Source organism: Pseudomonas sp. UF-293, from assembly GCF_058245595.1.
Genome location: NZ_JBSICA010000008.1, coordinates 176,796 through 199,024, shown reverse-complemented (window position 1 = coordinate 199,024; position 22,229 = coordinate 176,796). Strand labels below are relative to the sequence as shown.

At 60.8% G+C, this 22,229-nt stretch carries 23 protein-coding genes; 13 read left to right on the top strand and 10 right to left on the bottom strand.

Features of this window, described 5'->3' with window-relative positions; genetic code table 11:
* Nucleotides 1-58: 58 nt before the first annotated feature.
* Nucleotides 59-937 (bottom strand): DMT family transporter, encoded by an 879-nt coding sequence (locus AC4IHP_RS12070; RefSeq protein ID WP_016773077.1) that lies wholly within the window; start codon nt 935-937, stop codon nt 59-61.
* Nucleotides 938-1,328: 391 nt separating this feature from the next.
* Here AC4IHP_RS12070 and ypfJ point away from each other — a divergent pair, with 391 nt between their 5' ends.
* Both ypfJ and AC4IHP_RS12060 read left to right on the top strand, forming a co-directional pair.
* A complete protein-coding gene (ypfJ, locus tag AC4IHP_RS12065) occupies nt 1,329-2,213 on the top strand; it encodes a KPN_02809 family neutral zinc metallopeptidase (protein ID WP_073475567.1) in 885 nt (294 codons plus the stop codon).
* Complete coding sequence (locus AC4IHP_RS12060) at nt 2,214-3,167, top strand: alpha/beta fold hydrolase (protein ID WP_460121611.1); 954 nt, start codon at nt 2,214-2,216, stop codon at nt 3,165-3,167.
* A gap of 132 nt (nt 3,168-3,299) precedes the next feature.
* On the opposite strand, the gene AC4IHP_RS12055 is transcribed toward AC4IHP_RS12060, so the two are convergent.
* The 3 genes from AC4IHP_RS12055 to AC4IHP_RS12045 form a co-directional block, all read right to left on the bottom strand.
* Nucleotides 3,300-3,893, bottom strand: coding sequence for an HAD family hydrolase (locus AC4IHP_RS12055; RefSeq protein WP_490831770.1), 594 nt, complete (start codon nt 3,891-3,893; stop codon nt 3,300-3,302).
* Nucleotides 3,890-4,759, bottom strand: coding sequence for an acyl-CoA thioesterase II (gene tesB, locus AC4IHP_RS12050; protein WP_016773073.1), 870 nt, complete (start codon nt 4,757-4,759; stop codon nt 3,890-3,892). The genes AC4IHP_RS12055 and tesB overlap by 4 nt, the downstream gene beginning before the upstream one ends.
* A gap of 111 nt (nt 4,760-4,870) precedes the next feature.
* Complete coding sequence (locus AC4IHP_RS12045) at nt 4,871-5,440, bottom strand: GNAT family N-acetyltransferase (RefSeq protein WP_490831769.1); 570 nt, start codon at nt 5,438-5,440, stop codon at nt 4,871-4,873.
* Nucleotides 5,441-5,522: 82 nt separating this feature from the next.
* On the opposite strand from AC4IHP_RS12045, the gene AC4IHP_RS12040 reads away from it, so the two are divergent.
* Together AC4IHP_RS12040 and AC4IHP_RS12035 are read left to right on the top strand one after the other, a co-directional pair.
* Nucleotides 5,523-6,443, top strand: a complete 921-nt coding sequence (locus tag AC4IHP_RS12040; protein ID WP_024014421.1) for a histone deacetylase family protein — start codon at nt 5,523-5,525, stop codon at nt 6,441-6,443.
* A gap of 186 nt (nt 6,444-6,629) precedes the next feature.
* Nucleotides 6,630-7,874: a TIGR03862 family flavoprotein gene (locus AC4IHP_RS12035; RefSeq protein ID WP_490831768.1), complete on the top strand. Its 1,245-nt coding sequence runs from the start codon at nt 6,630-6,632 to the stop codon at nt 7,872-7,874.
* A 149-nt stretch (nt 7,875-8,023) separates the two neighbouring features.
* Here the strand turns inward: AC4IHP_RS12035 and rhlE1 are convergent, their stop codons facing one another.
* Together rhlE1 and yedA are read right to left on the bottom strand one after the other, a co-directional pair.
* The gene (gene rhlE1 / locus AC4IHP_RS12030) at nt 8,024-9,364 is read right to left on the bottom strand and encodes an RNA helicase RhlE1 (RefSeq protein ID WP_024014423.1); all 1,341 of its coding nucleotides are present in this window, start codon (nt 9,362-9,364) and stop codon (nt 8,024-8,026) included.
* 52 nt (nt 9,365-9,416) lie between these two features.
* The gene (gene yedA, locus AC4IHP_RS12025; RefSeq protein ID WP_490831767.1) at nt 9,417-10,352 is read right to left on the bottom strand and encodes a drug/metabolite exporter YedA; all 936 of its coding nucleotides are present in this window, start codon (nt 10,350-10,352) and stop codon (nt 9,417-9,419) included.
* A 163-nt stretch (nt 10,353-10,515) separates the two neighbouring features.
* Between yedA and AC4IHP_RS12020 the strand changes: the two genes are divergently transcribed.
* Entirely contained in the window at nt 10,516-10,968 is a 453-nt protein-coding gene (locus AC4IHP_RS12020) for an Lrp/AsnC family transcriptional regulator (RefSeq protein ID WP_460121620.1), read from the top strand.
* A gap of 135 nt (nt 10,969-11,103) precedes the next feature.
* On the opposite strand, the gene AC4IHP_RS12015 is transcribed toward AC4IHP_RS12020, so the two are convergent.
* The 3 genes from AC4IHP_RS12015 to AC4IHP_RS12005 all read right to left on the bottom strand — a co-directional run bounded on the left by AC4IHP_RS12015 (nt 11,104) and on the right by AC4IHP_RS12005 (nt 13,098).
* Nucleotides 11,104-11,709 carry a 3'-5' exonuclease gene (locus AC4IHP_RS12015; protein WP_076564198.1) on the bottom strand — a complete coding sequence of 202 codons (606 nt, stop codon included), beginning with the start codon at nt 11,707-11,709 and terminating at the stop codon, nt 11,104-11,106.
* 35 nt (nt 11,710-11,744) lie between these two features.
* On the bottom strand, nt 11,745-12,224 hold the full coding sequence (locus AC4IHP_RS12010; RefSeq protein ID WP_056790604.1) for a LabA-like NYN domain-containing protein: 480 nt from the start codon (nt 12,222-12,224) through the stop codon (nt 11,745-11,747).
* A gap of 139 nt (nt 12,225-12,363) precedes the next feature.
* On the bottom strand, nt 12,364-13,098 hold the full coding sequence (locus AC4IHP_RS12005; RefSeq protein ID WP_490831766.1) for a DUF2076 domain-containing protein: 735 nt from the start codon (nt 13,096-13,098) through the stop codon (nt 12,364-12,366).
* Between the two features lie 177 nt (nt 13,099-13,275).
* On the opposite strand from AC4IHP_RS12005, the gene AC4IHP_RS12000 reads away from it, so the two are divergent.
* Both AC4IHP_RS12000 and AC4IHP_RS11995 read left to right on the top strand, forming a co-directional pair.
* A complete protein-coding gene (locus tag AC4IHP_RS12000; RefSeq protein WP_490831765.1) occupies nt 13,276-13,950 on the top strand; it encodes a YciC family protein in 675 nt (224 codons plus the stop codon).
* 75 nt (nt 13,951-14,025) lie between these two features.
* Nucleotides 14,026-15,105 (top strand): endonuclease/exonuclease/phosphatase family protein, encoded by a 1,080-nt coding sequence (locus tag AC4IHP_RS11995; protein WP_460121627.1) that lies wholly within the window; start codon nt 14,026-14,028, stop codon nt 15,103-15,105.
* A 13-nt stretch (nt 15,106-15,118) separates the two neighbouring features.
* Here the strand turns inward: AC4IHP_RS11995 and AC4IHP_RS11990 are convergent, their stop codons facing one another.
* Nucleotides 15,119-15,574 (bottom strand): winged helix-turn-helix transcriptional regulator, encoded by a 456-nt coding sequence (locus tag AC4IHP_RS11990; protein WP_076564201.1) that lies wholly within the window; start codon nt 15,572-15,574, stop codon nt 15,119-15,121.
* A gap of 148 nt (nt 15,575-15,722) precedes the next feature.
* Here AC4IHP_RS11990 and AC4IHP_RS11985 point away from each other — a divergent pair, with 148 nt between their 5' ends.
* From AC4IHP_RS11985 to AC4IHP_RS11960, 6 genes are all read left to right on the top strand, one after another.
* The gene (locus AC4IHP_RS11985; protein WP_490831764.1) at nt 15,723-16,985 is read left to right on the top strand and encodes an MFS transporter; all 1,263 of its coding nucleotides are present in this window, start codon (nt 15,723-15,725) and stop codon (nt 16,983-16,985) included.
* A 98-nt stretch (nt 16,986-17,083) separates the two neighbouring features.
* Complete coding sequence (locus tag AC4IHP_RS11980) at nt 17,084-17,380, top strand: 2Fe-2S iron-sulfur cluster binding domain-containing protein (RefSeq protein WP_150742289.1); 297 nt, start codon at nt 17,084-17,086, stop codon at nt 17,378-17,380.
* Nucleotides 17,381-17,444: 64 nt separating this feature from the next.
* On the top strand, nt 17,445-18,197 hold the full coding sequence (locus tag AC4IHP_RS11975; RefSeq protein WP_150742290.1) for an iron-containing redox enzyme family protein: 753 nt from the start codon (nt 17,445-17,447) through the stop codon (nt 18,195-18,197).
* Between the two features lie 213 nt (nt 18,198-18,410).
* Entirely contained in the window at nt 18,411-19,553 is a 1,143-nt protein-coding gene (locus AC4IHP_RS11970) for an ATP-grasp domain-containing protein (protein WP_490831763.1), read from the top strand.
* A 68-nt stretch (nt 19,554-19,621) separates the two neighbouring features.
* Nucleotides 19,622-20,953, top strand: a complete 1,332-nt coding sequence (locus AC4IHP_RS11965; RefSeq protein ID WP_252884876.1) for an ATP-grasp domain-containing protein — start codon at nt 19,622-19,624, stop codon at nt 20,951-20,953.
* Nucleotides 20,954-20,984: 31 nt separating this feature from the next.
* Nucleotides 20,985-22,214: an ATP-grasp domain-containing protein gene (locus AC4IHP_RS11960; protein ID WP_490831762.1), complete on the top strand. Its 1,230-nt coding sequence runs from the start codon at nt 20,985-20,987 to the stop codon at nt 22,212-22,214.
* Nucleotides 22,215-22,229: the final 15 nt, after the last annotated feature.

Here is a 22,229-nt window from a genome sequence, read left to right as displayed (position 1 = left end):
CTGACACACCGCTTTCGCGAGCAGGCTCGCTCCCACAAGTTGTACCGGGATCCGCTCTTCAGCGCCGGCTCTGCTGCCACGCCGCCGCCAATCCGCTGCAGCAGATCACTGCGATACCAATCACCGTCAACCCGCTCGGCGTGTGATTGAACAGCAGCCAGCCCAACAACCCGGCAAAGACGATCTGGCAATAGCCGAACGGCGCCAGCAATGCCGGTGCGGCGTGGCGGAAGGCCTGGGTCAGGAACAGATGCGCCGTCATCCCGCAGCTGCCCAGCGCGAGCATCAGCGCGGCGTGAGTCCACGTCGGCACTTGCCAGAAGAACGGCACCAGCGCGCTCATCACCAGGGTATTGCACAGGCCGGCGAAGAAGTTGCTGGTGGTCGGGCTGTCCACTTCGGCGAGCTTGCGCGTCAGCAGTTGGTAGAAGCAGAAAAACAACGCCGAGCAGAACGGCAGCAGGATCGCCGGGGTGAACAGCTCGCCGCCCGGGTGGACGATGATCAGCACGCCGATGAAACCGCAGATCACCGCGATCCACTGCCCGCGCGTCACCCGTTCCTTGAGCAGCGGCACCGACAATGCGGTGACCAATACCGGTGCGAGAAAGTTGACCGCCGTGGCTTCCGCCAGCGGGATGTACAGCAGCGCCGTGGTGAAAAACAGGCTGGTGCCGAGCAGGCACAGGGCACGGGCGAGTTGCCATAACGGCTTCTTGGTGCGCAGCACACGCAAGCCGGACTGCGGCAGAAAAATCCCCGCCATCAACAAGGTGTGCACCACATAGCGCGCCCACACCACCATCACGATCGGATAAAAACCGGAGAGGTATTTCGACAAGGCGTCGTGGCTGGAAAACAGGAACGTCGCCACGACAATCAGCAAGATCCCCTTGAAGGGCTGGTTGACACCGGAGAGCGGGGTGCTGACGGTCATTGGCAATCTCTGAAAAAATACCCAGGCGAGCGTTCGCGCTGGCGGCAATCGGTTTGGCAATCATAGTCGGCTGAGCTTTCAGCAACCGCACGGGTTGCACTCTTCTTCGCCGGAAAACCGCCGCCAGGTAAAAACTTGAGGCAAGATTCCCGCCACTTCGGCGCCCGGCAAGTGTGCAACATCACAGACTGCCGTCGAAACAGCGGGTTCATGAATTCGACGGAAGAAATTCCACTCGGGATTGAATTCACGGCCCGCTCGACCGTCAATACCAGGCCCGCACCACGTGGGCGCGTGTGCATGGACGGACGACCGGACTGGCGCCACACTCACACAGCGGCAACACTCATCACCAGCAGATTCATCACCGGCAATAAAAGAGGATTCCCACATGCTATGGAAAAAAGGCCGACGCAGTGACAACGTCGTCGACGCCCGGGGTGATGATGCCGGCGGTGGCGGCGGCATGCGCTTCGGTGGCGGCAAGGGTCTGAGCCTGACGGCCATCGTGCTGATCGTCGGCATCGGCTGGCTCACCGGCCAGGACCCGATGCAGATTCTCGGCCAGTTGACCGGGCAGATGGAGCAACCGGCGGCTACTTCGCAAACCCGTCAGGCGCCGCCGGCCAATGATGAACAGGCTGAGTTCGTCCGTTCGATCCTCGGCGACACCGAAGACACCTGGGGCCCGATCTTCCAGCAGGCCGGACGCCAATACAAAGACCCGACGCTGGTGCTGTTCAGCAACCGGGTGAACTCCGCGTGCGGCATGGCCACTTCTGCCACCGGCCCGTTCTATTGCCCGGCCGACCAGAAGGTCTATCTGGACATGGCGTTCTTCCAGGAAATGTCGCAGCGTTTCAAGGCCGCTGGCGATTTCGCTCAGGCTTATGTGATTGCGCACGAAGTCGGCCACCATGTGCAGACGCTGCTTGGCGTCTCGGCGAAGATGCAGACGGCGCGCCAGCAAGGTCGGCAAATGGAAGGCGACGGCGGCTTGCTGGTCCGCCAGGAATTGCAGGCGGACTGCCTCGCCGGCGTCTGGGCATACAACGCTCAAAAGCGCCTGAACTGGCTGGAACCCGGCGACATCGAAGAAGCCTTGAACGCCGCCAACGCCATCGGCGATGATCGCTTGCAGCAACAGGGTCAGGGCCGAGTGGTCCCGGACTCGTTTACCCACGGTACGTCAGCGCAAAGGGTGCGCTGGTTCAAAACCGGATTCGCGCAAGGCCAGGTAAGCCAGTGCGACACCTTCGCGGCGAAAACCCTGTAAATGCATAAATGGCTTGTGGCGTTACTGTTCTTCGTCGGCACTGCGCAAGCGGCCGGCGTCGATGCGATCAGCCCCGGTCGCCTGCAACTCAAGGCCGGGGAAATGGCAGTGGGCATCGGCCCGGCGCCGGAGAAGATCGAGCGAGTGCTGATCGTGATTCACGGTCGCCTGCGCAACGCCGAGACCTATCGCAAAAGCGCGGAAAGCGCCGCCGAACTCGCCGGACAGACCGCGCACACGCTGGTGATCGCTCCGCAGTTTCTCAATGAAAGCGACGTCACCCTGTATTCCTTGCCGCCGACGGTGCTGCGCTGGCAGGGCAACGAGTGGATGGGCGGCGGCTTGTCCACCGGGCCGAATCCGCTGAGTTCCTACGCGGCGCTGGACGAAATCGTCGCGCGGGTCAGCGACCGCAAACAGTTTCCGGACGTGAAGCAGATCGTGATCTTCGGCCACTCCGGCGGGGGTCAGGTGGTGCAGCGTTACGCCCTGCTGGCCAAGGATCAGCCGGCACTCAAGGCCAACGGCATTCGCTTGCGCTATGTAGTGGCCAATCCTTCGTCCTATGCGTACTTCAACGAGCAGCGGCCAGTGGCGTTCGATCACGCGCAATGCCCGGGTTTCAATCGCTGGAAGTACGGGCTGGCGGACATGCCGGTGTATGCCGGTGGGCGAACGCCGTTGCAAGTTGAGAGCGCTTACGTCAAACGCGAGGTGATCTATCTGCTCGGGCAGCAGGACGTCGACCCGGAACATCCGGCGCTGGACAAGAGTTGCGCGGCCGAGGCGCAAGGGGCTTACCGGTTGATGCGCGGGAAGATGTATTTTGGCTATTTGCTGCGCCGGCATCCCGAGGGGGTCAATCAGCGGCTGGTTGAAGTACCCGGGGTCGGACATGACGGGGATGGCATGCTGACGTCGGCGGAGGGGCAGAAGGCTTTGTTTGATCAGTAGGTTTTGTGTTGAATGTACCGGCCTCTTCGCGAGCAAGCCCGCTCCCACATAGGAATGAATGCCACGTTTGGAATGTATTCCCCTGTGGGAGCGAGCCTGCTCGCGAAGGGGCCGGCTCAGGCGACGAAGATGTCAGGCTGAGAGCATCCGCCGCAACTCAACACAATCCCTCGCATGCCAATCGGTCAGTTCCGGCCATGGGTTATCCGGCAGGTTCACCAACACCGTCCGCGCCCCCGCTGCTCGGCCGCAATCCAGATCAAAACGGTAATCACCGACCATCACCATGTCACTGGCCGGCGCTTGCCAGGCTTCGGCCAGTTTCAGCAAACCGCCGGGATGCGGCTTTGGCGGCGCTTCGTCGCGGCCCAGCACATCCTCGACCGCGAAGCAGTCAGCCAGGCCGATCGCCTCCAGCGTCACGTGCGCCAGTTCCCGCGCATTGCGGGTGAGAATGCCAAGGCGATAACCGCGCGCATGCAGGTCGCGCACCAGCTCCACCGCGCCAGTGGCCGGGGTCGAGCCCAATGCCAGATCGCGTTCATGTTCCAGCAACCAGGCATGCTTGGCCGCTGCTTCATCCGCTGGCAATGCGGCGAGATGGGTGAGGATGTCGTCCTCTGGCGGAATCGCCAGCGCCACGCGAATCGCCGCAAAGTCATGCACGGCGACGGTCAGCGTGCCGTCCATGTCGAACACCCAATGACGAACCTCGGTCAGGCTCATGCCCAGTCCTTGCGATGGCGGATCAGGCCTTCCTGAGTCACCGAAGCGACCAGTTGCCCGGCGCGGTTGAACACGCTGCCACGGGAAAAACCGCGCGAGTTGCCGGCCCACGGGCTGTCCATCGCGTAGAGCAACCAGTCATCGGCGCGCAGGTCGTTGTGGAACCACAGCGCGTGATCGAGGCTGGCGACCTGCATGTCTTTCTGCCAGACCGACTTGCCGTGGGGCAGCATCGACGTGGTCAGCAGGCCGAAGTCCGAGGCGTAGGCCAGCAGGTATTTGTGCAGCGCAGGAATGTCGGCCAGGGCGCCGTCGGCGCGGAACCACACATATTTGATCGGATCGGCCGGTTGCGGGTTGTACGGATCCTTTTCGGTGACCGGGCGTACTTCGATCGGTTTCGGGCACAGCAGTTTTTCACGCATGTGCTCGGGAATCAGGTGCGCACGCTGCTGGATCAGTTCCAGCTCCGAGGGCAGGTTTTCCGGGCCGACCACCGCCGGCATCTGGCCCTGATGCTCGAAGCCTTTTTCGTCGTACTGGAACGAAGCGCTGCACGTGAAGATCGGGTGGCCCTTCTGGATCGCCGTCACGCGGCGGGTGCTGAAGCTGCCGCCATCACGCACGCGATCAACCGAATAGACCACCGGCAACTTGGCATCGCCCGGGCGCAGGAAATAACCGTGCAGTGAGTGCACATGGCGCGCCTCTTCCACCGTCTGACTGGCCGCCGACAGTGACTGGCCGAGCACCTGACCGCCGAACAACTGGCGGAACCCCAGATCCTGGCTGCGGCCACGGAACAGGTTTTCTTCGATCGGTTCCAGGGTCAGCAGATCGACCAGATCTTCCAGCACTTGGCTCATTCAGACTCTCCTCACACAAAGCAATGGCCGCGCAGTCTTGGCTGCGGCGGACGATTCAGGTTCTGGCACGGGCCAAATACGATGGCGGCCATTGTAAACGTCCGTGTCGGCTTATTCATGCAAGGTTTGCAGCCATTGTTCGCGGCTGATGCGATACAGGACATGCCGACGCAACGGGTGATCGAGCGCAAGCCTGGGGTGATCGAAATCGTCCTGCGGGTCGTGATGCATGCCGATCGCCTGCATGACCTTCTCCGACTGCGCATTCTGCCCGGCGGTAAACGAGACGATTTCCTCCAGTTTCAACTGGTCGAAACCCGAGCGCAGTGCGGTCCACGCCGCTTCGCTGGCGTAACCCAGGCCCCAGTGTTCCTTGGCCAGACGCCAGCCGATCTCCACCGCCGGGGTAAACGGCGCATCGAAGCCGACCACGCCCAACCCGGTGAAACCGATGAACTCGCCCGTGTCCTTGCGCTCCAGCGCCCACAGGCCAAAGCCATGCTCGGCAAAATGCCCACGCACGCGGCCGATCAGCGCGGCACTTTCGAGCCGGGTCAACGGCGCTGGAAAGTAGCGCATCACCTGTGGATCGGCGCACATCGCGGCGAATGCCGGCAAATCCTCGTCCTGCCACTGACGCATCAACAAACGCGCGCTTTGCAGCTCCAGTATCGGCTCCATCGTCCCCTCCATTTCCATGCCGTTGAGTCTACATCGCTGGTAGGATCGTTCATTCTTTCCCTGGTTCTGCGCGAAACAAGCCATGCCCTTGCCGTTGATCTATCACGAAGACTACAGCCCCGAGTTTCCCGCGGATCACCGCTTTCCCATGGACAAGTTCCGGCTGCTGCGCGATCACCTGGTCGACAGCGGCCTGACCCGCGACGCCGACCTGCTGCGCCCGCAGATCTGCCCCAACGACATCCTCGCCCTCGCCCATGACCGCAGCTATATCGAACGCTACATGAGCGGCGAGTTGTCCCGCGAAGACCAACGGCGCCTCGGCCTGCCCTGGAACGAGGCGCTGGCGCGACGCACCGTGCGCGCGGTGGGCGGCTCGATCCTCGCCGCAGAGCAAGCGCTGGAACATGGCCTGGCCTGTCATCTGGCCGGCGGCACCCATCACGCTCACTACGATTACCCCGCCGGGTTCTGCATCTTCAATGACCTGGCGATCATCAGCCAGTACCTGTTGCAGAGCGGTCGGGTCAATCGCGTGCTGATCTTTGATTGCGACGTGCATCAGGGCGACGGCACCGCGCGGATTCTGCATGACACGCCGGAGGCGATTACCGTTTCCCTGCACTGCGAAAAGAATTTTCCCGCACGCAAAGCCGAAAGTGACTGGGATATTCCGCTGCCCAAAGGCATGGGTGACGCCGATTATCTGCAGGTGGTCGATGACACGCTCAACTACCTCCTGCCGCTGTATCAACCGGATCTGGTGCTCTACGACGCTGGCGTCGATGTGCACAAGGACGATGCCCTCGGTTATCTGCAACTGACCGACGCCGGCGTGGCCGAGCGCGATGAACGGGTGATGCGCCACTGCCTGGGCCGCGACATCCCGGTGGTCGGGGTGATCGGCGGCGGCTACAGCAAGGATCGCCACGCCCTCGCCCGCCGCCACGGCATCCTCCATCACAGCGCGCAACGGGTCTGGGATTCACACGGCTGTCACTGAAACGTGCTGCGTTACCCACAATCGCTGTGGAACTGCCTGTGGATAACCCGTAGGAGCTGCCGAAGGCTGCGATCTTTTGATCTTGCTGTAAAAATCCACAGCAAAGATCGCAGCCTGCGGCAGCTCCTACAGAGGGCTCGGCTGTTAGAATGCGCGCCTTGTCCCGCCATACCGCAGCGCACGCCCATGACCGAAAATTCCGCTCCCGCCAACACCCACGTCGCCATCATCGGCGGTGGCCCCGCCGGCCTGATGGCCGCCGAAGTGCTGAGCCAGGCCGGAATTCGCGTCGACGTTTTCGACGGCATGCCATCGGTCGGGCGCAAGTTTCTGCTGGCCGGGGTCGGCGGCATGAACATCACCCATTCCGAAGCCTACCCGGCATTCCTCTACCGTTACGCCGAACGCGCACCACAGATCGCCCCGCTGCTGCGCGCATTCGATGCCGATGCCTTGTGCCAGTGGATTCACCAACTGGGCATCGAAACCTTCATCGGCAGCTCCGGCCGTGTATTCCCCACCGACATGAAAGCGGCGCCGCTATTACGCGCCTGGCTCAAGCGCCTGCGCGACAGCGGCGTGGTTATCCACACCCGTCATCGCTGGCTCGGCTGGGACGCAAGTGGCGCAATGCGCATCGACAGTCCGGAAGGCGAAATCAGCGTAAACCCCGACGCCACCCTGCTTGCCCTCGGCGGCGGCAGTTGGTCGCGGCTGGGCTCGGATGGCGCGTGGATGTTGCCGCTGGAGCAGCGCGGCGTGGATCTGGCGCCGTTGCAGCCAAGCAATTGCGGCTTCGAGGTGCAAGCCTGGAGCGATCTGATGGTGAGCAAATTTGCCGGCGCACCGCTGAAAAACATCGCCATCGGTTTGAACGACGACATCCCGCGTCTGGGCGAATGCGTGATCACCGCGACCGGCATTGAAGGCAGTCTGATCTATGCGCTGTCCGCCCCGATACGCGAAGAGATCAATCGCTATGGCGCGGCGGTTATCCACATCGACCTGCTGCCCGGCCGGCCTGTGGATAAATTGCAGGCGGCGCTGAGCAAACCACGCGGCGCGCGCTCAATGGCCAAGCATCTGCACAGTCAGGTAGGGATTGATGGGGTGAAGGCGGCGTTGTTGCGCGAGCTGACCGATGCCGAAACCTTCGCCGATCCGGCGCTGTTGGCGCGAGCGATCAAGGCGTTGCCACTGACCCTGGTGAAAACCCGTCCGCTGGATGAGGCAATCAGCAGCGCCGGTGGCGTGCGGTTCGAGGCGATGGATGAGCGTTTGATGCTCAAGGCGTTGCCGGGGGTGTTTTGTGCCGGCGAGATGCTCGACTGGGAAGCGCCGACGGGCGGCTACTTGCTGACCGGGTGTTTCGCCAGTGGGCGGGCGGCAGGGCTGGGAATGGTGCAGTGGCTTAAGCACAAAACCCTGTAGGAGCTGACGAGTGAAACGAGGCTGCGATCTTTTGATCTTTAAAACCAACATCAAAAGATCGCAGCGTTCCGCAGCTCCTACAGGGAAACGCATTCCCAATGTGGGAGCGAGCCTGCTCGCGAAGGCGCTATTGTAAACGCCGCATCAAATCACGGCTTACGTTTACGCGGCCCGGTATTGAACACCGGCACTTTGCGTACTGGCTTGATCGATGGCTCCGGTGCCGAGGTCTCGCCGCTGTCGACCCACTTGCCCAGATTACGTTTCCCACCGCCACCACCCGATGCTTTCGGCTTCTTCGGTTTCTTCGGCTTCTTGATCACCTGACCGCTGGCATCGGTGTCCGGCACGCGGTGCTCGGGTTCGAAATCCGGCTCGTTCTGGCGCTTCAGGTTCTGCCGCGTCAGCATCTCGATCGCCGAGAGCATGTTCACTTCATCGGCACACACCAGCGAAATCGCCTCACCGGTGGCACCCGCACGGCCAGTCCGGCCGATGCGGTGAATGTAATCCTCGGCGACGATCGGCAGATCGAAGTTGACCACCAGCGGCAAGTCTTCGATGTCCAGACCACGGGCGGCGACGTCGGTCGCGACCAGAATCTGCACTTCGCTGAGCTTGAAACGGTCCAGCGCGCGCTGGCGCGTAGCCTGGGGTTTGTCGCCATGGATGCCGTCAGCATTCACACCGAGGCCCTGAAGTTTTTCCACCAGCGCATCGACGCCGTTGCGGGTCTTGGCGAACACCAGCACCTGCTTCCACTTGTTCTTGCGCATCAGGTGCACGAACAGTTCGGCCTTGCGCTTCTTGTCTACGGTGACGATCCACTGCTTGACCGTGTTGGCAGCGACGTTGCGCGGGCTGACTTCGACGCTCAAAGGATCGTTGAGCATCTGCCCGGCGAGCAGACGGATGTCATCGGAGAAGGTCGCGGAGAACAGCAGCGTCTGGCGTTTTTTCGGCAGCATGCGGTAAATGTTCGCCAGTTCTTCAGAGAAGCCCAGGTCGAGCATACGATCGGCTTCATCCAGCACCAGCGTTTGCAACTGATTGAGTTTCAGCGCGTTCTGGCGGAACAGGTCGATCAAGCGACCGGGCGTGGCGACCAGCACATCGACGCCGCCGCGCAGCTTCATCATCTGCGGGTTGATGCTGACACCGCCGTACACCGCATATGTGCGCAACGGCAGATTTTCCGCGTACTGGCGCACGGCTTCGTGGACCTGCTCGGCCAGCTCGCGGGTCGGCACCAGAATCAGCGCACGCGCCGAATTGGCGGTGACTTTCGGCCCTTCCATGGCCAGCAACTGCAACAGCGGCAAGGCGAAACCGGCAGTTTTACCGGTGCCGGTCTGGGCCGCTGCCATCAGGTCGCGACCGGCCAGCACCGCCGGAATGGCTTGCGCCTGCACCGGCGTCGGGGTCTGGTAGCCGAGCGTCTCGAGGGAGCGCAGCAAGGGTTCGATCAGGCCAAGGGAGGCGAAAGTCATGGGAGTACCGTAGGAAAAAATGACGCGGGGATGCAATGCCGCGCAGTTTACCCTAATTCGTACGCGCTTCCGTCGGAACGGCTTTCACCTCCTCCACTGGCGGCTGCGCGGGCCGGCGCCACTGCGGCAGGCTGATCAGCAGCACCGCGCTGATGATCACCAGCATCGCCAGCGCTTCTTCGATGCCGATGGTCTCGCCAACAAACACCACACCGAGCAACACCGCCACTGCCGGGTTGACGTAGGCATAACTGGTCGCTGCCGCTGGGCGCACGTGTTTGAGCAGATACATGTAGGAATTGAAGGCGATGATCGAGCCAAAAAAAATCAGATAGGCCAGCGCCAGCCATCCTTCGAGCGGCGGCATGGCTTGCAGGTGCTCGCCACTCAGCGCGCTGCCGATCAGCAAGACGACGCCGCCTACGAGCATTTCCACCGCGCTGGCCATGGCACCCGCCGGCAACGGCAGGTATTTGCTCCACACCGAGCCGAACGCCCAGCTCGCCGCCGCGAAAATCAGCAACATCGCGCCGAGCGGGCTCGATTGCAGGTTGGACCCCATGTTGAGCATGGCTATGCCAATAATCCCCAACGCCACACCGGCCCATTCCAGCCGCGTATTGCGCGCACCCCAGAAGTAGCCGAACAACAAGGTGAACAGCGGCACCGTCGCCACCGCCAGCGCAGCGACACCTGACGCCACGCCGGTATGCTCCGCCACGCTGACCGCGCCATTGCCAAAACTGAGCAGCAGAATGCCGACCAGCCCCGCCGCTTTCCACTGCGCCCAGGTCGGCGCCGGAGCCCCACGCCAGCGCAGCCAGGCGTACATCAGGCTGCCGGCAATGACGAAGCGCACCCCGGCCAGCAATAGCGGCGGCCAGTATTCGACACCGATACGAATCACCAGATAGGTCGATCCCCAAATCACGTACAACGCAAAAAACGCGGCGATCAACGGCAGGGAAAAACGGCGCAAGGCAGGCATGGGCAGCTCGACAGTCAGATTTCTGTGGACGGGTTATTCTAGAAAGGCTGCCGCGCAAAAATAAGTTACAAAACCTATTTATCGCGCCGGTACACTTTTGAAATCACGGAGATCGCCGGGTTAAGCCGCGATTTCGAAAGTCTGGCCATTTCAGGAGTTCGCCTTGGACAAATACGACCGCATGCTGCTCGGCGCACTTCTGGAAAACGGCCGCGCGTCCTACGCTGATCTGGCGCGCAAGGTTAACCTCTCAGCCCCCGCCGTCGCCGAACGCGTGGCCAAACTGGAAACGGCCGGAGTGATCACCGGTTATCAAGCAAAAATCGATATGGCGAAAATCGGCCTGCCGATCCAGTGCGTGATCGAACTGCGCCTGAACCAGCACGGCAACCAGAAGGCCTACGATGAACTGATCAAAATCCCGCAGATCACTGAATGCCATCGGGTCACCGGCGACCCGTGCGTGATCATGCAAGCGGCGGTGGCCTCGATGCCTGAGCTGGAAGAGTTGATCGATCGGGTGGCGAAGTTCGGGTTCAGCAAGACGTCGATTGTGCTTTCAAGCGCAGTCGAAAAGCGTGTGCCGTTGGGGCACATCGAAGGCAACGGTAAATAATCAGGCACACCGAAAAGATTAATGTGGGAGCGAGCCTGCTCGCGAAGGCGCAGTGGCAGTCAACATCTCCATCGACTGATGCTCCGTCATCGCGAGCAGGCTTACTCCTACAAGGTTACTGTGTGGTGCCCGACTTCAGCGATAACGCTGCAAATGCTCGCCGACTTTTGCGGCAGGCACCTTCTGCAACTTGCACAGCAGGTCGTGATTCAACTCGCGTACCCCGTGCTTGCCCCGTAACTCTTGCGCCAAATGCGCCATCAGATTGGCCGCCATCTCCGCATCGGCCATGGCCCGGTGAGCCTGGCCGGTATGCGGCAACCGCGCGAAAGTGGTGAGCGTGCCGAGCTTGTGATTCGGCGCCGCCGGCATCAGGCGCCGCGCCAGCAGCAGTGAACAGGCGAAATTCTGCAGGCGTGTGCGCTTGATCCGGCCCAGTTCGAAATCCCAGAACTTCTGGTCGAACGAGGCGTTGTGTGCGAGCAACGGCGTGCAGCCGACAAACTCGTTGACCTCTTCCATCACCCGCTCGGCGGGCGGCGCGGTGCGCAGCATGGCGTTGCTGATGCCGGTCAGTTGCTCGATGAACGCGGGGACGCGCACGCCGGCGTTCATCAGGCTCTGGTAACGCTCGACGATGCGGCCGTTTTCCAGCATGACCACGGCAATTTCCGTGGCGCGGCAGCTGCTGTTCGGCGACAGGCCGGTGGTTTCAAAGTCGATGACTGCAATGCGTTCCAAACCGGGGTGTACTCCGTTCCAATCTATTGTTCAGCTCAGCTCTTGAGCAACAGTGCGCCTTCGATCGGCACGTAGCGGCTGGCGGCGCGGATCAGCGAGTTGGCGGTCAGGCCGGGGACGCCATAGGCTACCGCTTGCACGCCGTGCTTGTTGATGATGCGTTCGAGCAGCATGTCGAAATCGCCGTCACCGGAGGCCAGCACTACTTCGTCGACATGGTCGGCAGCGTCCATGATGTCCAGGGTAATGCCGACATCCCAGTCACCCTTGGCCGAGCCGTCGCTGCGCTGGATGTAGGGCTTGAGCTTCACGGTGAAACCGAGATTGCGCAGGATCTGCTGGAACTGCTGCTGCTTGCTGTCGCCACGGTCGATCGCATAGGCATACGCCTCGACGATCTGCCCGTTCTTGCTGATGTCCGCCCATAGTGCGGCGTAGTTGAAGTGGCAACCATAGGCCTGACGCACGGTGTAGTAGAGGTTCTGCACATCGGCGAACACTGCGATTTTTTTCACCGGAGTTCCTGTGAGCGCGCAAGCGCACGAAGCGGGGTCAGGCGTTCAGGCCTGAAAAAGGCGCTCAGTATGCCAGCCCGAAGGAGGGTTCCGCGAATAATCGGCCCGAAGCCCCGCAGGGCTCCGGACGAATGGTGAATCAGACGAAGGAGTCGTCGTCATCGAAGAACGACGAATTGTCGCTGCTGTAATCGGCGTCGTTGAAACCGCCCTGGTCATTGCCCGAGAAGCCGTTGTCCGCCACGCGCTGATCATCGCCCCAGCCGTTGTTGCTCTGGTCGGCGACCTGTGCCGGTTCTTCCTTGATAACCTCGACGATTTCTTCAGGTGCTTGGTTGTGATGGAACAGGCTGCTGATGCCCTGCGCCAGCATCACACCGCCGGCCACGCCTGCGGCGGTTTTCAGCGCGCCGCCGAGGAAGCTGTTGCCGGCCGCCGGGGCTGCCTGCTGCGCGTAGTTGGACGGAGCGGTGGCGAAGTTCTGCTGCGGCGCCGGCTCGCGCCAGCCGCCGGAGGACGATGGTGCTGCGCTCTGGCTCGGCGCCGGACGCGAATTGCCGCCGCCAAAAATGCTCGACAGGAAACCGCCGCCACCGCTGGATGCCGGTGCGCCGCTCTGGGCCTTGGCCGATTGCAGCTCGGCCTGCAGGCGCTGGACTTGCTGGGTCAGTTGCTTGTTCTGCTCGTCGAGGCTTTTCAGCGCGGCCTCTTGCACCAGAATCGCCTGGGTCATGAAATAGCCTGCCGCCGGTTGGCGCGTCAGGTGTTCCTTGATCCGCGCCTCGGCCTGGGCGTCGCGCGGGGCTGCCTCCGTTTCGGCCTGTTGCAGCCGGGAAAACAGTCCATCGATCAGGGTTTGCTCTTCGCTGTTCATGGCGACCTCGTAGATTGCCGGTAATAACGTGCCCGCCCCCACTCTGGGCGCGGTGCTCTCCTGTAATGGAGACAGTGACAAAACGTTTCAATGGCCTTTACCGAATGTTTACGTTTGTGTCGCCCCGCGTTGCATCGGTTAAAGTGAGCCACTGTTTTCGACCTGCGATACCGACTGATGAATGCCCTCGAAGTACTGCGCGACTCTCTGTATTTTTTTAAACGCCATCTGGGCAGCATCGTGCAGTTGTGCCTGCCGCTGGTGATCGTCGAAGCTTTCTTGCAGCAGGCGGTCGATCACGCCACCGGGCCGGACACCTTTGCCGGAGTCAGTATCATCGTCGGCCTGCTGGTGTATCCGCTGTACACCGCCGCACTGATCCTGTTTCTCGATGCACGCAGTCGTGGCGAGGCGCCACGCAACCGCGACCTGCTGGCGATGGCCGCCGCCCTGTGGCCGCGCTTCGCCGTGCTGACCGCGCTCAATACCTTGCTGATTCTGCTTGGCCTGTCGTTGTATTTCCTGCCGGGCCTGATGCTGATGGTCATGCTCGCCTTCGCCGAATACCTGCTGGTGCTGCGCGGCCTCGGGCCGTTGCAGGCGATGAAGGAAAGCCTGCGTCTGACGCGCGGGCATTTCTGGCGCATTCTGCTGTGCATTCTCTGTGTAATGACGCCGCTATGGCTGCTCAAGGGCGCGACGCTGGCGGTGTACCCCGAACCGCAGAATCCGCTGATTGCCGGACTGATCGACAGCGCCCACAGCTTCCTGCAGCTGTTCACCAGCGTCGTGCTGTTCCGTCTGTTCATGCTGATCAGCGAATTGCCTGACAAACGTAACGGAGCGGTCTGACCGCACCGTGCTTGGGCTTCGCCGCTGCCGTCAGGTATGCTCGGGGCCACTTTCTGTAACGCTATAAGCCGAGCCATGACCCGTCTGCTGCGCTACACCCTGCTCCTCGTCATCCTCGCCGGCGTCCTGTTCGGCGTGCTGCTGTTCAGCCTGACCTGGCGCCCCGACGCTCGCGAAACCCTGCCGGTCAGTTGCGGCACCACCGCACCGACGCTGGTGCCCGGGCAAGCATTGAAAGTCATGACCTGGAATGTGCAGTTCCTCGCTGGCAAGCGCTATGTGTTCTGGAATGATCTGGCTCAGGGCAACGACGAAGCGCCGACTCAGGAAGACATGGCTTTCAGTCTCGATGAAGTGGCGCGGGTGATCCGCGACGAACAACCCGATGTGGTGCTGTTGCAGGAGCTCGACGACGGCGCCAAGGCCAGCGACTACCAGAACCAGCTCAAACTGTTGCAGGAACGCGTCGCCGATCTGTACCCGTGCAGCACCAGCGCCTTCGACTGGAAAGCCGATTTTGTCCCCGAGCCCCACATCTACGGCAGCGTCGGCCGCCAGTTGGCGACGTTGAGTCGCTATCGCATCGAACACGCCGAACGCCTGCAACTGCCCGTAGCACCGAGCAACTTCATCAGCCGCCAGTTCCAGCCCAAAGACGCCTTGGTGGCAGTCAAACTGCCGCTCAGCGATGGCGGACAACTGACCGTGTTCAACACCCACTTGCAGCGCGCCAGCCAGGCGGACGGCAACGTGCAGGCGCAAATGGCTGCCGTGGCCAAGGTGCTCGACAAGTATGAAAGCCAAGGCCTGCCCTGGCTGATCGGTGGCGATTTCAATCTGTTGCCGCTGGGCCAGTACCGACGCCTGCCCGTCGAGCGCCGCACGCCCTACGCTGCCGACAGCGAGTTGCATCTGCTGTGGGACAAGTATCCGATGATCCCGACCAACAACGAAGCCGGCGGCATCGACAGGGCCAAATGGCTGACCCATTACCCCAACGACCCCGGCCTCAACGGCCCGGATCGCACGGTCGACTATCTTTTCTACAGCCCGAAGATCAAACGAATCGAAGCGATGGTGCGCCAGGACGATACGTTGCGCATTTCCGATCACTTGCCAGTGATTGCGCGATTCCTGCTTCCTGCCGCGCCATAGACAATGACAGCCATCAACTTCGGCGCCGGACCACGCGCCGATGGCAATCCGCCGGGCCCAAGACCTTGCCCGCACGGGAGCGTACCGTAATGGTCTCGACCGGCTCCGATTGTTCGTTGTCCAGCAACACCGAATAACTCTCACCCTTACTGAACAGGAAACGCTCGCCCCATTGGCGCATGCTGATGACAATGGGAAAAACCGAACGGCCCATCTCGGTCAACACGTATTCCTTGTAAGCGGTGCCATCGGAAGCTGGCTGCACCTCGAACACGCCCAGCTCGACCAATCTCTTGAGTTTCACCGTGAGGATGTTTTTCGCCAGCCCCAGACGTTTCTGGAATTCGCTGAAACGACGCACATCATCGAAAGCATCACGGATGATCATCAACACCCAACGATCTCCGATGGCCTCGAGAGTGCGGGCCACGGGACATTCGCTTTGTGCCAGTAGCAGCTGTCTGGCCATGAGTCTCCAATTTTGGGAAAGAGCGCGTTAGACAGGATCTAACGTCAGAAGAAAATATTCTGTAAAAACTAGTTGTAGATTAAAACCAGTTTTGATAAAAATCAACGCACCGGTTTTCTTTGGAAACCAGATTCCCAAGGATGGAATGATGACGTTGAACCCTCAAAAGCCTTCGAAAATGGACGTCGAAGCCGAAAAATCAGCCAGCAGCGGCAGCGTTCGAGCACCTCTGACACAGGCGGCCAATACCGGATTAAGTCGTTACCAGACATTTCTCTTCGCAATCACCTGCGCCATGGCCGTGGCTAACGTCTACTTTGCACAACCGCTGCTGGAGTCGATGGCTGCGAGCCTGTCGGTGTCGCCCGGCACTATCGGCGTGGTGGTCACCGCCACTCAGGCTGGTTACGCAGTAGGCCTTTTGTTCATCGTCCCGCTGGGAGATCTGCTCAATCGCAAGGGACTGATCCTGACGCAGATGCTGCTGTCGGCCATTGCCTTGTGCGCGGTTGGGCTGGCACAGGATTGGGGCATGTTGCTCGGCGCGATGGTGCTGGTCGGGCTGATGGCGGTCGTCGTGCAAGTGGTGGTTGCCTACGCTGCGACGCTGGCCAGCCCGGAACAACGTGGCGAAGCCATTGGCACGGTGACCAGTGGCGTCGTGCTGGGCATTCTGCTTGCGCGCTTCGTATCGGGCGCGGTAGCCGATCTGGCGGGATGGCGCGGCGTTTACTTCGTTTCCGCAGCCTTGATGATCGGCATGGCACTGGTGCTGTATCGCACCATGCCAGCATCGACCACACCACCGGCCAAGGGCAGTTACTTGCAGTTGCTGCGGTCGGTTCTGCAGCTGTATATCACCGAACGGACGCTGCGCGTCAGGGGCACCTTCGCCCTGCTGATATTCGCCGCATTCAGCGTACTGTGGACCGCAATGGTATTGCCGTTGAGCGCACCTCCCCTGTCGCTGTCACACACTCAGATAGGCCTGTTCGGTCTGGCTGGGGTAGCCGGCGCGCTGGCTGCAGCAAGGGCCGGAAGGCTGGCCGATCAAGGCCTGGGTAATCGCACGACAGGCATCGCGCTGGCGCTGTTGACCGTGTCATGGCTGCCCACCGCGTTTGTTGAAAGCTCGCTGCTGGCCATGGTCATCGGGGTGGTACTGCTGGACTTCGCTGTGCAAGCGGTGCATGTGACCAACCAAAGCCTGATATTCGCCGCCCGGCCCGATGCGCAAAGCCGGCTGGTGGGCGCCTATATGTGCTTCTACTCCGTGGGCAGCGGTGTCGGCGCAATTACGGCAACTTACACGTATGTGCACTTGGGCTGGGTTGCCGTTTGCCTGTTAGGCGCAGCCTTCAGCGCAATAGCATTGTTGTACTGGTTATACCTGGAGCTAACTTCCGGTTAAGTCCAGCCACCCCCTGAAACGTTCTTGCACAGCCCGAATATACGTGGTGAGAAACTGTGTGCCTGCCACACAAACTTTAATAATGACATGAGGCATGTATGGCACTGCACACATTAACGATCACATCGCATCAACTTGAGTTTGTGTTGCCGACTAATTCCCCATTCACCGATATCGAGTATGAATCCGGGGGCAAAAATATAATACCGCTGGGCTGTCGTGTAGGTGCGTGCGGCGCTTGCCTGATTAAGGTGACATCAGGCATCGAGGCAATTAGTCCTCGCGATGACGACGAAGAAGCCTTTATCGAAATACTGGGCTTCAGCGGTGAAGAGTACCGTCTGGCGTGTCAATGCCGGTTAAAAGGTGAAGTAGCCATTGATGTTATTGGCTAAGCGTTGCGATTGAACTGTGGTTGTAATTAAAGCGTTTCAAACAAACTAAAAAAGGACTTAGTACATGTTTAACCGTGTAAAGAATGTTGGCTATGGTGATACCACTCCTTTCCTCAACGCCGCTGGCTCGGTAAATCTGCGCGCAGAGATCGACAAGATTATCGACGTGCAAGTAGAGCAATGGTACGCAACCGTACCTCAAGCAGCTCACCTGGAAGGCAAGGACGTTAACAGTGAGTATTACAAGCGCCACCTGATCGAAACCGCTTGGCGTATCCGCCTGCTGCGAGTAGCCGAATCCAAGGCACTGGTGGAAGTGGCCAAGGTCAGCCCGGCGGCGGCGCAGATCTGGGCGCACTACGAGCAGGAAGAAATGCTCCATGACGAACTGTTCATCGACGACCTGAAGCGCGTCGGCGTTAGCCGTGAGGAGTTCCTCGCCACCGAACCGTACCTGTCGACCAAACTGCTGGCCGGTTTCTTCTCGTATCTGCTGGACCACGAGGGACCGCTCGGCGTGGTCGCTTACTCCTACCTGGTCGAGTACGTCAACGTGAAGCTTGAACCGCGCAAACTCGAAGCGCTGAAGACCTCGGTTGGGGAGACCAAGATCGTGGGTCAGGTTTCGCACTCGCACACCGACATCAATGATGACCATCCTGGCGAAGTCTGGGCGGCACTGCGCTTCCTGATCAAGGGCGAGCAGGACATCGCGGCACTGAAACGCTACCTCGAGGAGCACCAGAAGATCCTCGCGATGTATTTCAGCGAGCTGTACATCAACACCCTGGCCAAGCCGCAAGAACAGGCAGCTTAAGCCATGGAGCAGGCAATGAATTCAAATCGACCCGGTGTTCTGATCCTGAGCCACTGCGGCTTTTCTTTCCTGGAAGACCTCAAGCAGGAACTTCATCGACGGCAGCTCCGGTGCTTTGTGCTGTCTTCATTGCCGCTTCCAGAACATGTACCGGCTCGCCTGGAGCAGATTCATGCTTGGGCGGACCGGCTCTATACCAGCGACTCACACCAGTTGAAACTGGAAGATGTGCAGATCGCCCTCGATACACTGCGCAAGTCCGGCGAGCAGGTCACCTGCTGCATCAGTGTGTGGGAAGGCTATCGCCACCTGATGGCGTCGGCCAACGCTGCGCTCGGCACTTATGACATCGACGCAGACCAGGCATTGGCGCTGCGCAACAAGCTCAATGTACGCAACCGACTGGCCGAAGCGGGCCTGTCGCACGCTAACGCCTACGCCCTGACCGAGCCCGTGCTGGAACGGCTCAAAGCGAAGGATCAGCACTATTTCATCAAACCGATTCATGGGATCGCTTCCTACGCGGCCTTCCCCATGCGCAAGGACACGACGTGGAATGCCCTCGAGAGCCTGCGTCTGGCCTCGGCCGACGACACGGTGTATGCCTCGGCGTTCAACGATGGGCTGACGTTCATGGCGGAAGATTACATCGCCGGCAATGAATTCAGTTTCGAGACACTGCTGGTTGATGGTCAGCCGAGTGTGGTGGCCATCCATGAGAAATACGAAGTCACCGAGACCGCCGACACGGTGCTTGAAGACAGTTGCACCACGCCGCCGGCAAGTCTCGACCAGGCGCAGATCGCCGCAGGCCTGCAATGGCTGAAAAACGTACTGAGCTGCATGGAGCTCAAGTGGGGCTGCTATCACGTGGAAGCACGCTTCACCGGGCAGCACTGGGACCTGATCGAAATCAACCCGCGCGTCGGCGGCAGCCTTATTTCGCACAGTGTCGAGGCGGTAACCGACGGTCACAGCATGCTTTCACTGTGGCTCGATCTACTGCTCGCCAGTCAGGACGATGCGCGCCCGCGCGAAGCGCTCGTTGAGCGTCTGGCACAGCTTGGCTGGAGTGCCGATGGCACCAGCGAACAGTCCGTGGCGACGTTCTTTCGGGTGTATTTCGCCAAACCCGGAACGCTGAGTTCAGTGACGCTCAACGCGCTGCCGCTCGACCCGGTCGTGCAGCACATCCTGTTGAAAGCAGGCGATGTGATTCCTGCACACGCACGCGAAGTGTTCCTGGGGCAATTGTTATGGACGTTCGACCGTACCACCCGGACAGCCGAGCTTGAACGACTGGCCAGCATCAGCGCCACCGCGCTGGATATTCGCTATCAGGTCCCGAGCGCCTGATAAACCGGTGAGCAGTCACCTGAACATGACTCCTGCCCATGACCACCCCACGGATGAGGATGACGAACATGCCGTTGCAAGCGCCTGTATTGCTGATTGTCGATTACAACCTGAGCCGGATCGGCGATGTACTGCACCTGCGTGACTACGCGCTCCAGCAATGGGGCGCGCAGACCTGGCTGATCAGGGCCAACCCCCAGGACCATGACCAGACCATCAGCGATCGAGTGATCGATGCCGACCCATTGCACCCGGACTTCGTCAGCCGAGTGCTCGATCATTTGGGCGAAGATGCGTCACGGATCAGCGCAGGGATGGTTTTTTCCGACAACGCCGTGGCCAGTGGCGCGGCGCTACTGGAGCGCCTTGGACTGCCGGTTGATGATGCCGCGCTGGCACTTGGTGCCTTTGACAAACTGGCGTATCGAATCGCCGAAGATCGCATCCGCCCTCAGCTTCACCCTTTGGGGGTCACGCTGCCGGACTTCGTGCGGATCGACTGCTTGAACGATGTACGCAATTTCGCAGTGCGCCAGGAAGGCAGTTTCGTCATCAAGCCTGCGTGCGAGGGCAACAATCGTGGCGTGGTAGTGGTATCTCCGGGCGGTGACTGCGAGCAGGCGTTTGAGGAAGTGAAGCCTTATCTGGACGGTGGCGTGCTGGCAGAAGCGTTCCTTACATTCACCCGCGAGTACTCCTATGACGGCCTGGGCAAGCTATGGTTCGTCACTGAGAAGGTCAGCGCCAGCGGACGCTACCCGGTTGAGGTCGCACAAATCTTGCCGGCGCGCATCACCGAGCAAGAACGACAAGCCATTCGCAACGCTGGCGAGCAGGTCAATCGGCTGGTCGGCCAGCGTATCGGGCCGTTCCACAATGAAATCAAACTCAGCGACAGCGGCTATCAGACGGCTGTGATCGAGCCGAACCGGCGTCCCGGCGGCATGAAAATCTGGACGCTGGCACACGCCGTACACGGCCTTGACCTCTATGCGGCATGGGTTGATTCGGTCTTCGCCGGGCCAGTGCCGGACATGCTGCCTGCTGCCACATGCAGCGCCGCGACGGTGATGTTCGGTGTGCCGCGCGATGTGACGATCGATGTGACCGAACTGGGCGACATCGAGGCTCTGGTTCACCAAACGCTGGCACTGGCGGCACAACAACTGAAGCTGGCCCAGCAAGATATTGTCCTGCTCGAAACCGCGTGGGTCGCTGGTGAGACGCGGTTGATTCATGCCACTCCCCGCGACAACAGTGACTTCGTCGCCCATGCCTGCGTTGCGCTGCATGACTCATCGGTAGATATCCGCGACTTGGTGCGAGTGCTGCGCGAGCAGTGGCTGCTTGTGCTGGAGCGCAATCTATCGTCCGGGTTGCTCCTCAAGGTTGCGTCCTGATCCCTGTCTTTTTCGCTTCGAGACCGCTTGCATGAAAATTCTCATTCTTCACCGGGTGCCCTACCCGCGCATCGAATACCACCGTGGCATCGATCATGACCTGCACGACGTCACCTATTTGGGCAAACAAGCCGCGATCGACACGCTGCCGGCCGAACTACGCTGCCATCGAGTGACCCGGCCCGGCGAGGCCAGCGCTTACGATGAAGCGCAACAGTGGCTGGCCCGGTCGCCACAGCGGTTCGACCGGATCATCTCGATGTCCGAGTACGAATTGCTCGACGCCGCACGCCTTCGCGAAGCACTGAACGTCGAAGGGGCTTCGCTGACGGCGGTGAATCTGGCGCGCAACAAACTGGATATGAAGGCTGCCGTTGCGGCCCGGCAGCTACGCGTGCCGCGGTTCATGGCGCTTGATCGTTATCTGGCACTCAAGGGGCAGGTGCCGTGGCACGGCGCGACCGTCCTCAAACCCCACAGCGGCGCCTCGAGCATGGACGTCAGTATTCACCAGCAACCTGCGTGCGCCCTTGACGAGATCCGGCGCAAGATCAGTGATCTGTCCCTGCGCATCGATGAATTTCAGGTTGAAGAATTTATCAGCGGCCCCATCCGCCACTTCGACGGTCTGGTCCAGAACGGGCGAATCCTCACCCTGCTTTCCAGCCAATACGTCGGCACCTGCCTGGATTACATGGAGCGCGGCGAGCCATTGGGTTCCTGGCATCTGGAGACCACCGCGCCGATGCAGGCATGGGTCAGTGCCGCGCTGGAAGCCGTGCAGATCCGCAATGGCGCGTTCCATCTGGAGGCCATTATGGAAGGTGACGAGCCGGTGTTCCTCGAAGTCGGCAACCGGGTCGGTGGCGCCGACGTCGTCGCGACCTACGAGCTTGCCACCGGCATCCATCTGCCGTCGCTGGAGTTGCGCATCCATGTAGAGGGCGAAGTGGATATTGCACCGCTTACCGAGCAGCAGCCCGACCTGGGTTTCGGCTGGTTTGTGTTCCCCGGACACACTCACGGCGAGCGCATCTATCAGGGCCTCGACGGGGCGGACGAGTTGCGCGCGTGTCCCTTCATCGTGCAGTGGAATGAGTTGCAACCGGGCGCCTCGCTGCCGGGCCATGTGACCTATTCGGCATTTGAAGCGCCTTTGGCAGGCATCGTCAAAACCTACGAACCGCTACAGACCAAGGCCTGGATGCACACGCTGTTTTCCCGGGTACGCCTGACGGCAAACCTGACATCCGTCGCATGACACCCCCCACCCTCA

What these genes read in the sequence shown, in the direction of transcription:
- AC4IHP_RS12070 (WP_016773077.1), bottom strand. Translation starts at nt 937, where the DNA reads ATGACCGTCAGCACCCCGCTCTCCGGTGTCAACCAGCCCTTCAAGGGG.
- ypfJ (WP_073475567.1), top strand. Translation starts at nt 1,329, where the DNA reads ATGCTATGGAAAAAAGGCCGACGCAGTGACAACGTCGTCGACGCCCGG.
- AC4IHP_RS12060 (WP_460121611.1), top strand. Translation starts at nt 2,214, where the DNA reads ATGCATAAATGGCTTGTGGCGTTACTGTTCTTCGTCGGCACTGCGCAA.
- AC4IHP_RS12055 (WP_490831770.1), bottom strand. Translation starts at nt 3,893, where the DNA reads ATGAGCCTGACCGAGGTTCGTCATTGGGTGTTCGACATGGACGGCACG.
- tesB (WP_016773073.1), bottom strand. Translation starts at nt 4,759, where the DNA reads ATGAGCCAAGTGCTGGAAGATCTGGTCGATCTGCTGACCCTGGAACCG.
- AC4IHP_RS12045 (WP_490831769.1), bottom strand. Translation starts at nt 5,440, where the DNA reads ATGGAGCCGATACTGGAGCTGCAAAGCGCGCGTTTGTTGATGCGTCAG.
- AC4IHP_RS12040 (WP_024014421.1), top strand. Translation starts at nt 5,523, where the DNA reads ATGCCCTTGCCGTTGATCTATCACGAAGACTACAGCCCCGAGTTTCCC.
- AC4IHP_RS12035 (WP_490831768.1), top strand. Translation starts at nt 6,630, where the DNA reads ATGACCGAAAATTCCGCTCCCGCCAACACCCACGTCGCCATCATCGGC.
- rhlE1 (WP_024014423.1), bottom strand. Translation starts at nt 9,364, where the DNA reads ATGACTTTCGCCTCCCTTGGCCTGATCGAACCCTTGCTGCGCTCCCTC.
- yedA (WP_490831767.1), bottom strand. Translation starts at nt 10,352, where the DNA reads ATGCCTGCCTTGCGCCGTTTTTCCCTGCCGTTGATCGCCGCGTTTTTT.
- AC4IHP_RS12005 (WP_490831766.1), bottom strand. Translation starts at nt 13,098, where the DNA reads ATGAACAGCGAAGAGCAAACCCTGATCGATGGACTGTTTTCCCGGCTG.
- AC4IHP_RS12000 (WP_490831765.1), top strand. Translation starts at nt 13,276, where the DNA reads ATGAATGCCCTCGAAGTACTGCGCGACTCTCTGTATTTTTTTAAACGC.
- AC4IHP_RS11995 (WP_460121627.1), top strand. Translation starts at nt 14,026, where the DNA reads ATGACCCGTCTGCTGCGCTACACCCTGCTCCTCGTCATCCTCGCCGGC.
- AC4IHP_RS11990 (WP_076564201.1), bottom strand. Translation starts at nt 15,574, where the DNA reads ATGGCCAGACAGCTGCTACTGGCACAAAGCGAATGTCCCGTGGCCCGC.
- AC4IHP_RS11985 (WP_490831764.1), top strand. Translation starts at nt 15,723, where the DNA reads ATGACGTTGAACCCTCAAAAGCCTTCGAAAATGGACGTCGAAGCCGAA.
- AC4IHP_RS11980 (WP_150742289.1), top strand. Translation starts at nt 17,084, where the DNA reads ATGGCACTGCACACATTAACGATCACATCGCATCAACTTGAGTTTGTG.
- AC4IHP_RS11975 (WP_150742290.1), top strand. Translation starts at nt 17,445, where the DNA reads ATGTTTAACCGTGTAAAGAATGTTGGCTATGGTGATACCACTCCTTTC.
- AC4IHP_RS11965 (WP_252884876.1), top strand. Translation starts at nt 19,622, where the DNA reads ATGCCGTTGCAAGCGCCTGTATTGCTGATTGTCGATTACAACCTGAGC.
- AC4IHP_RS11960 (WP_490831762.1), top strand. Translation starts at nt 20,985, where the DNA reads ATGAAAATTCTCATTCTTCACCGGGTGCCCTACCCGCGCATCGAATAC.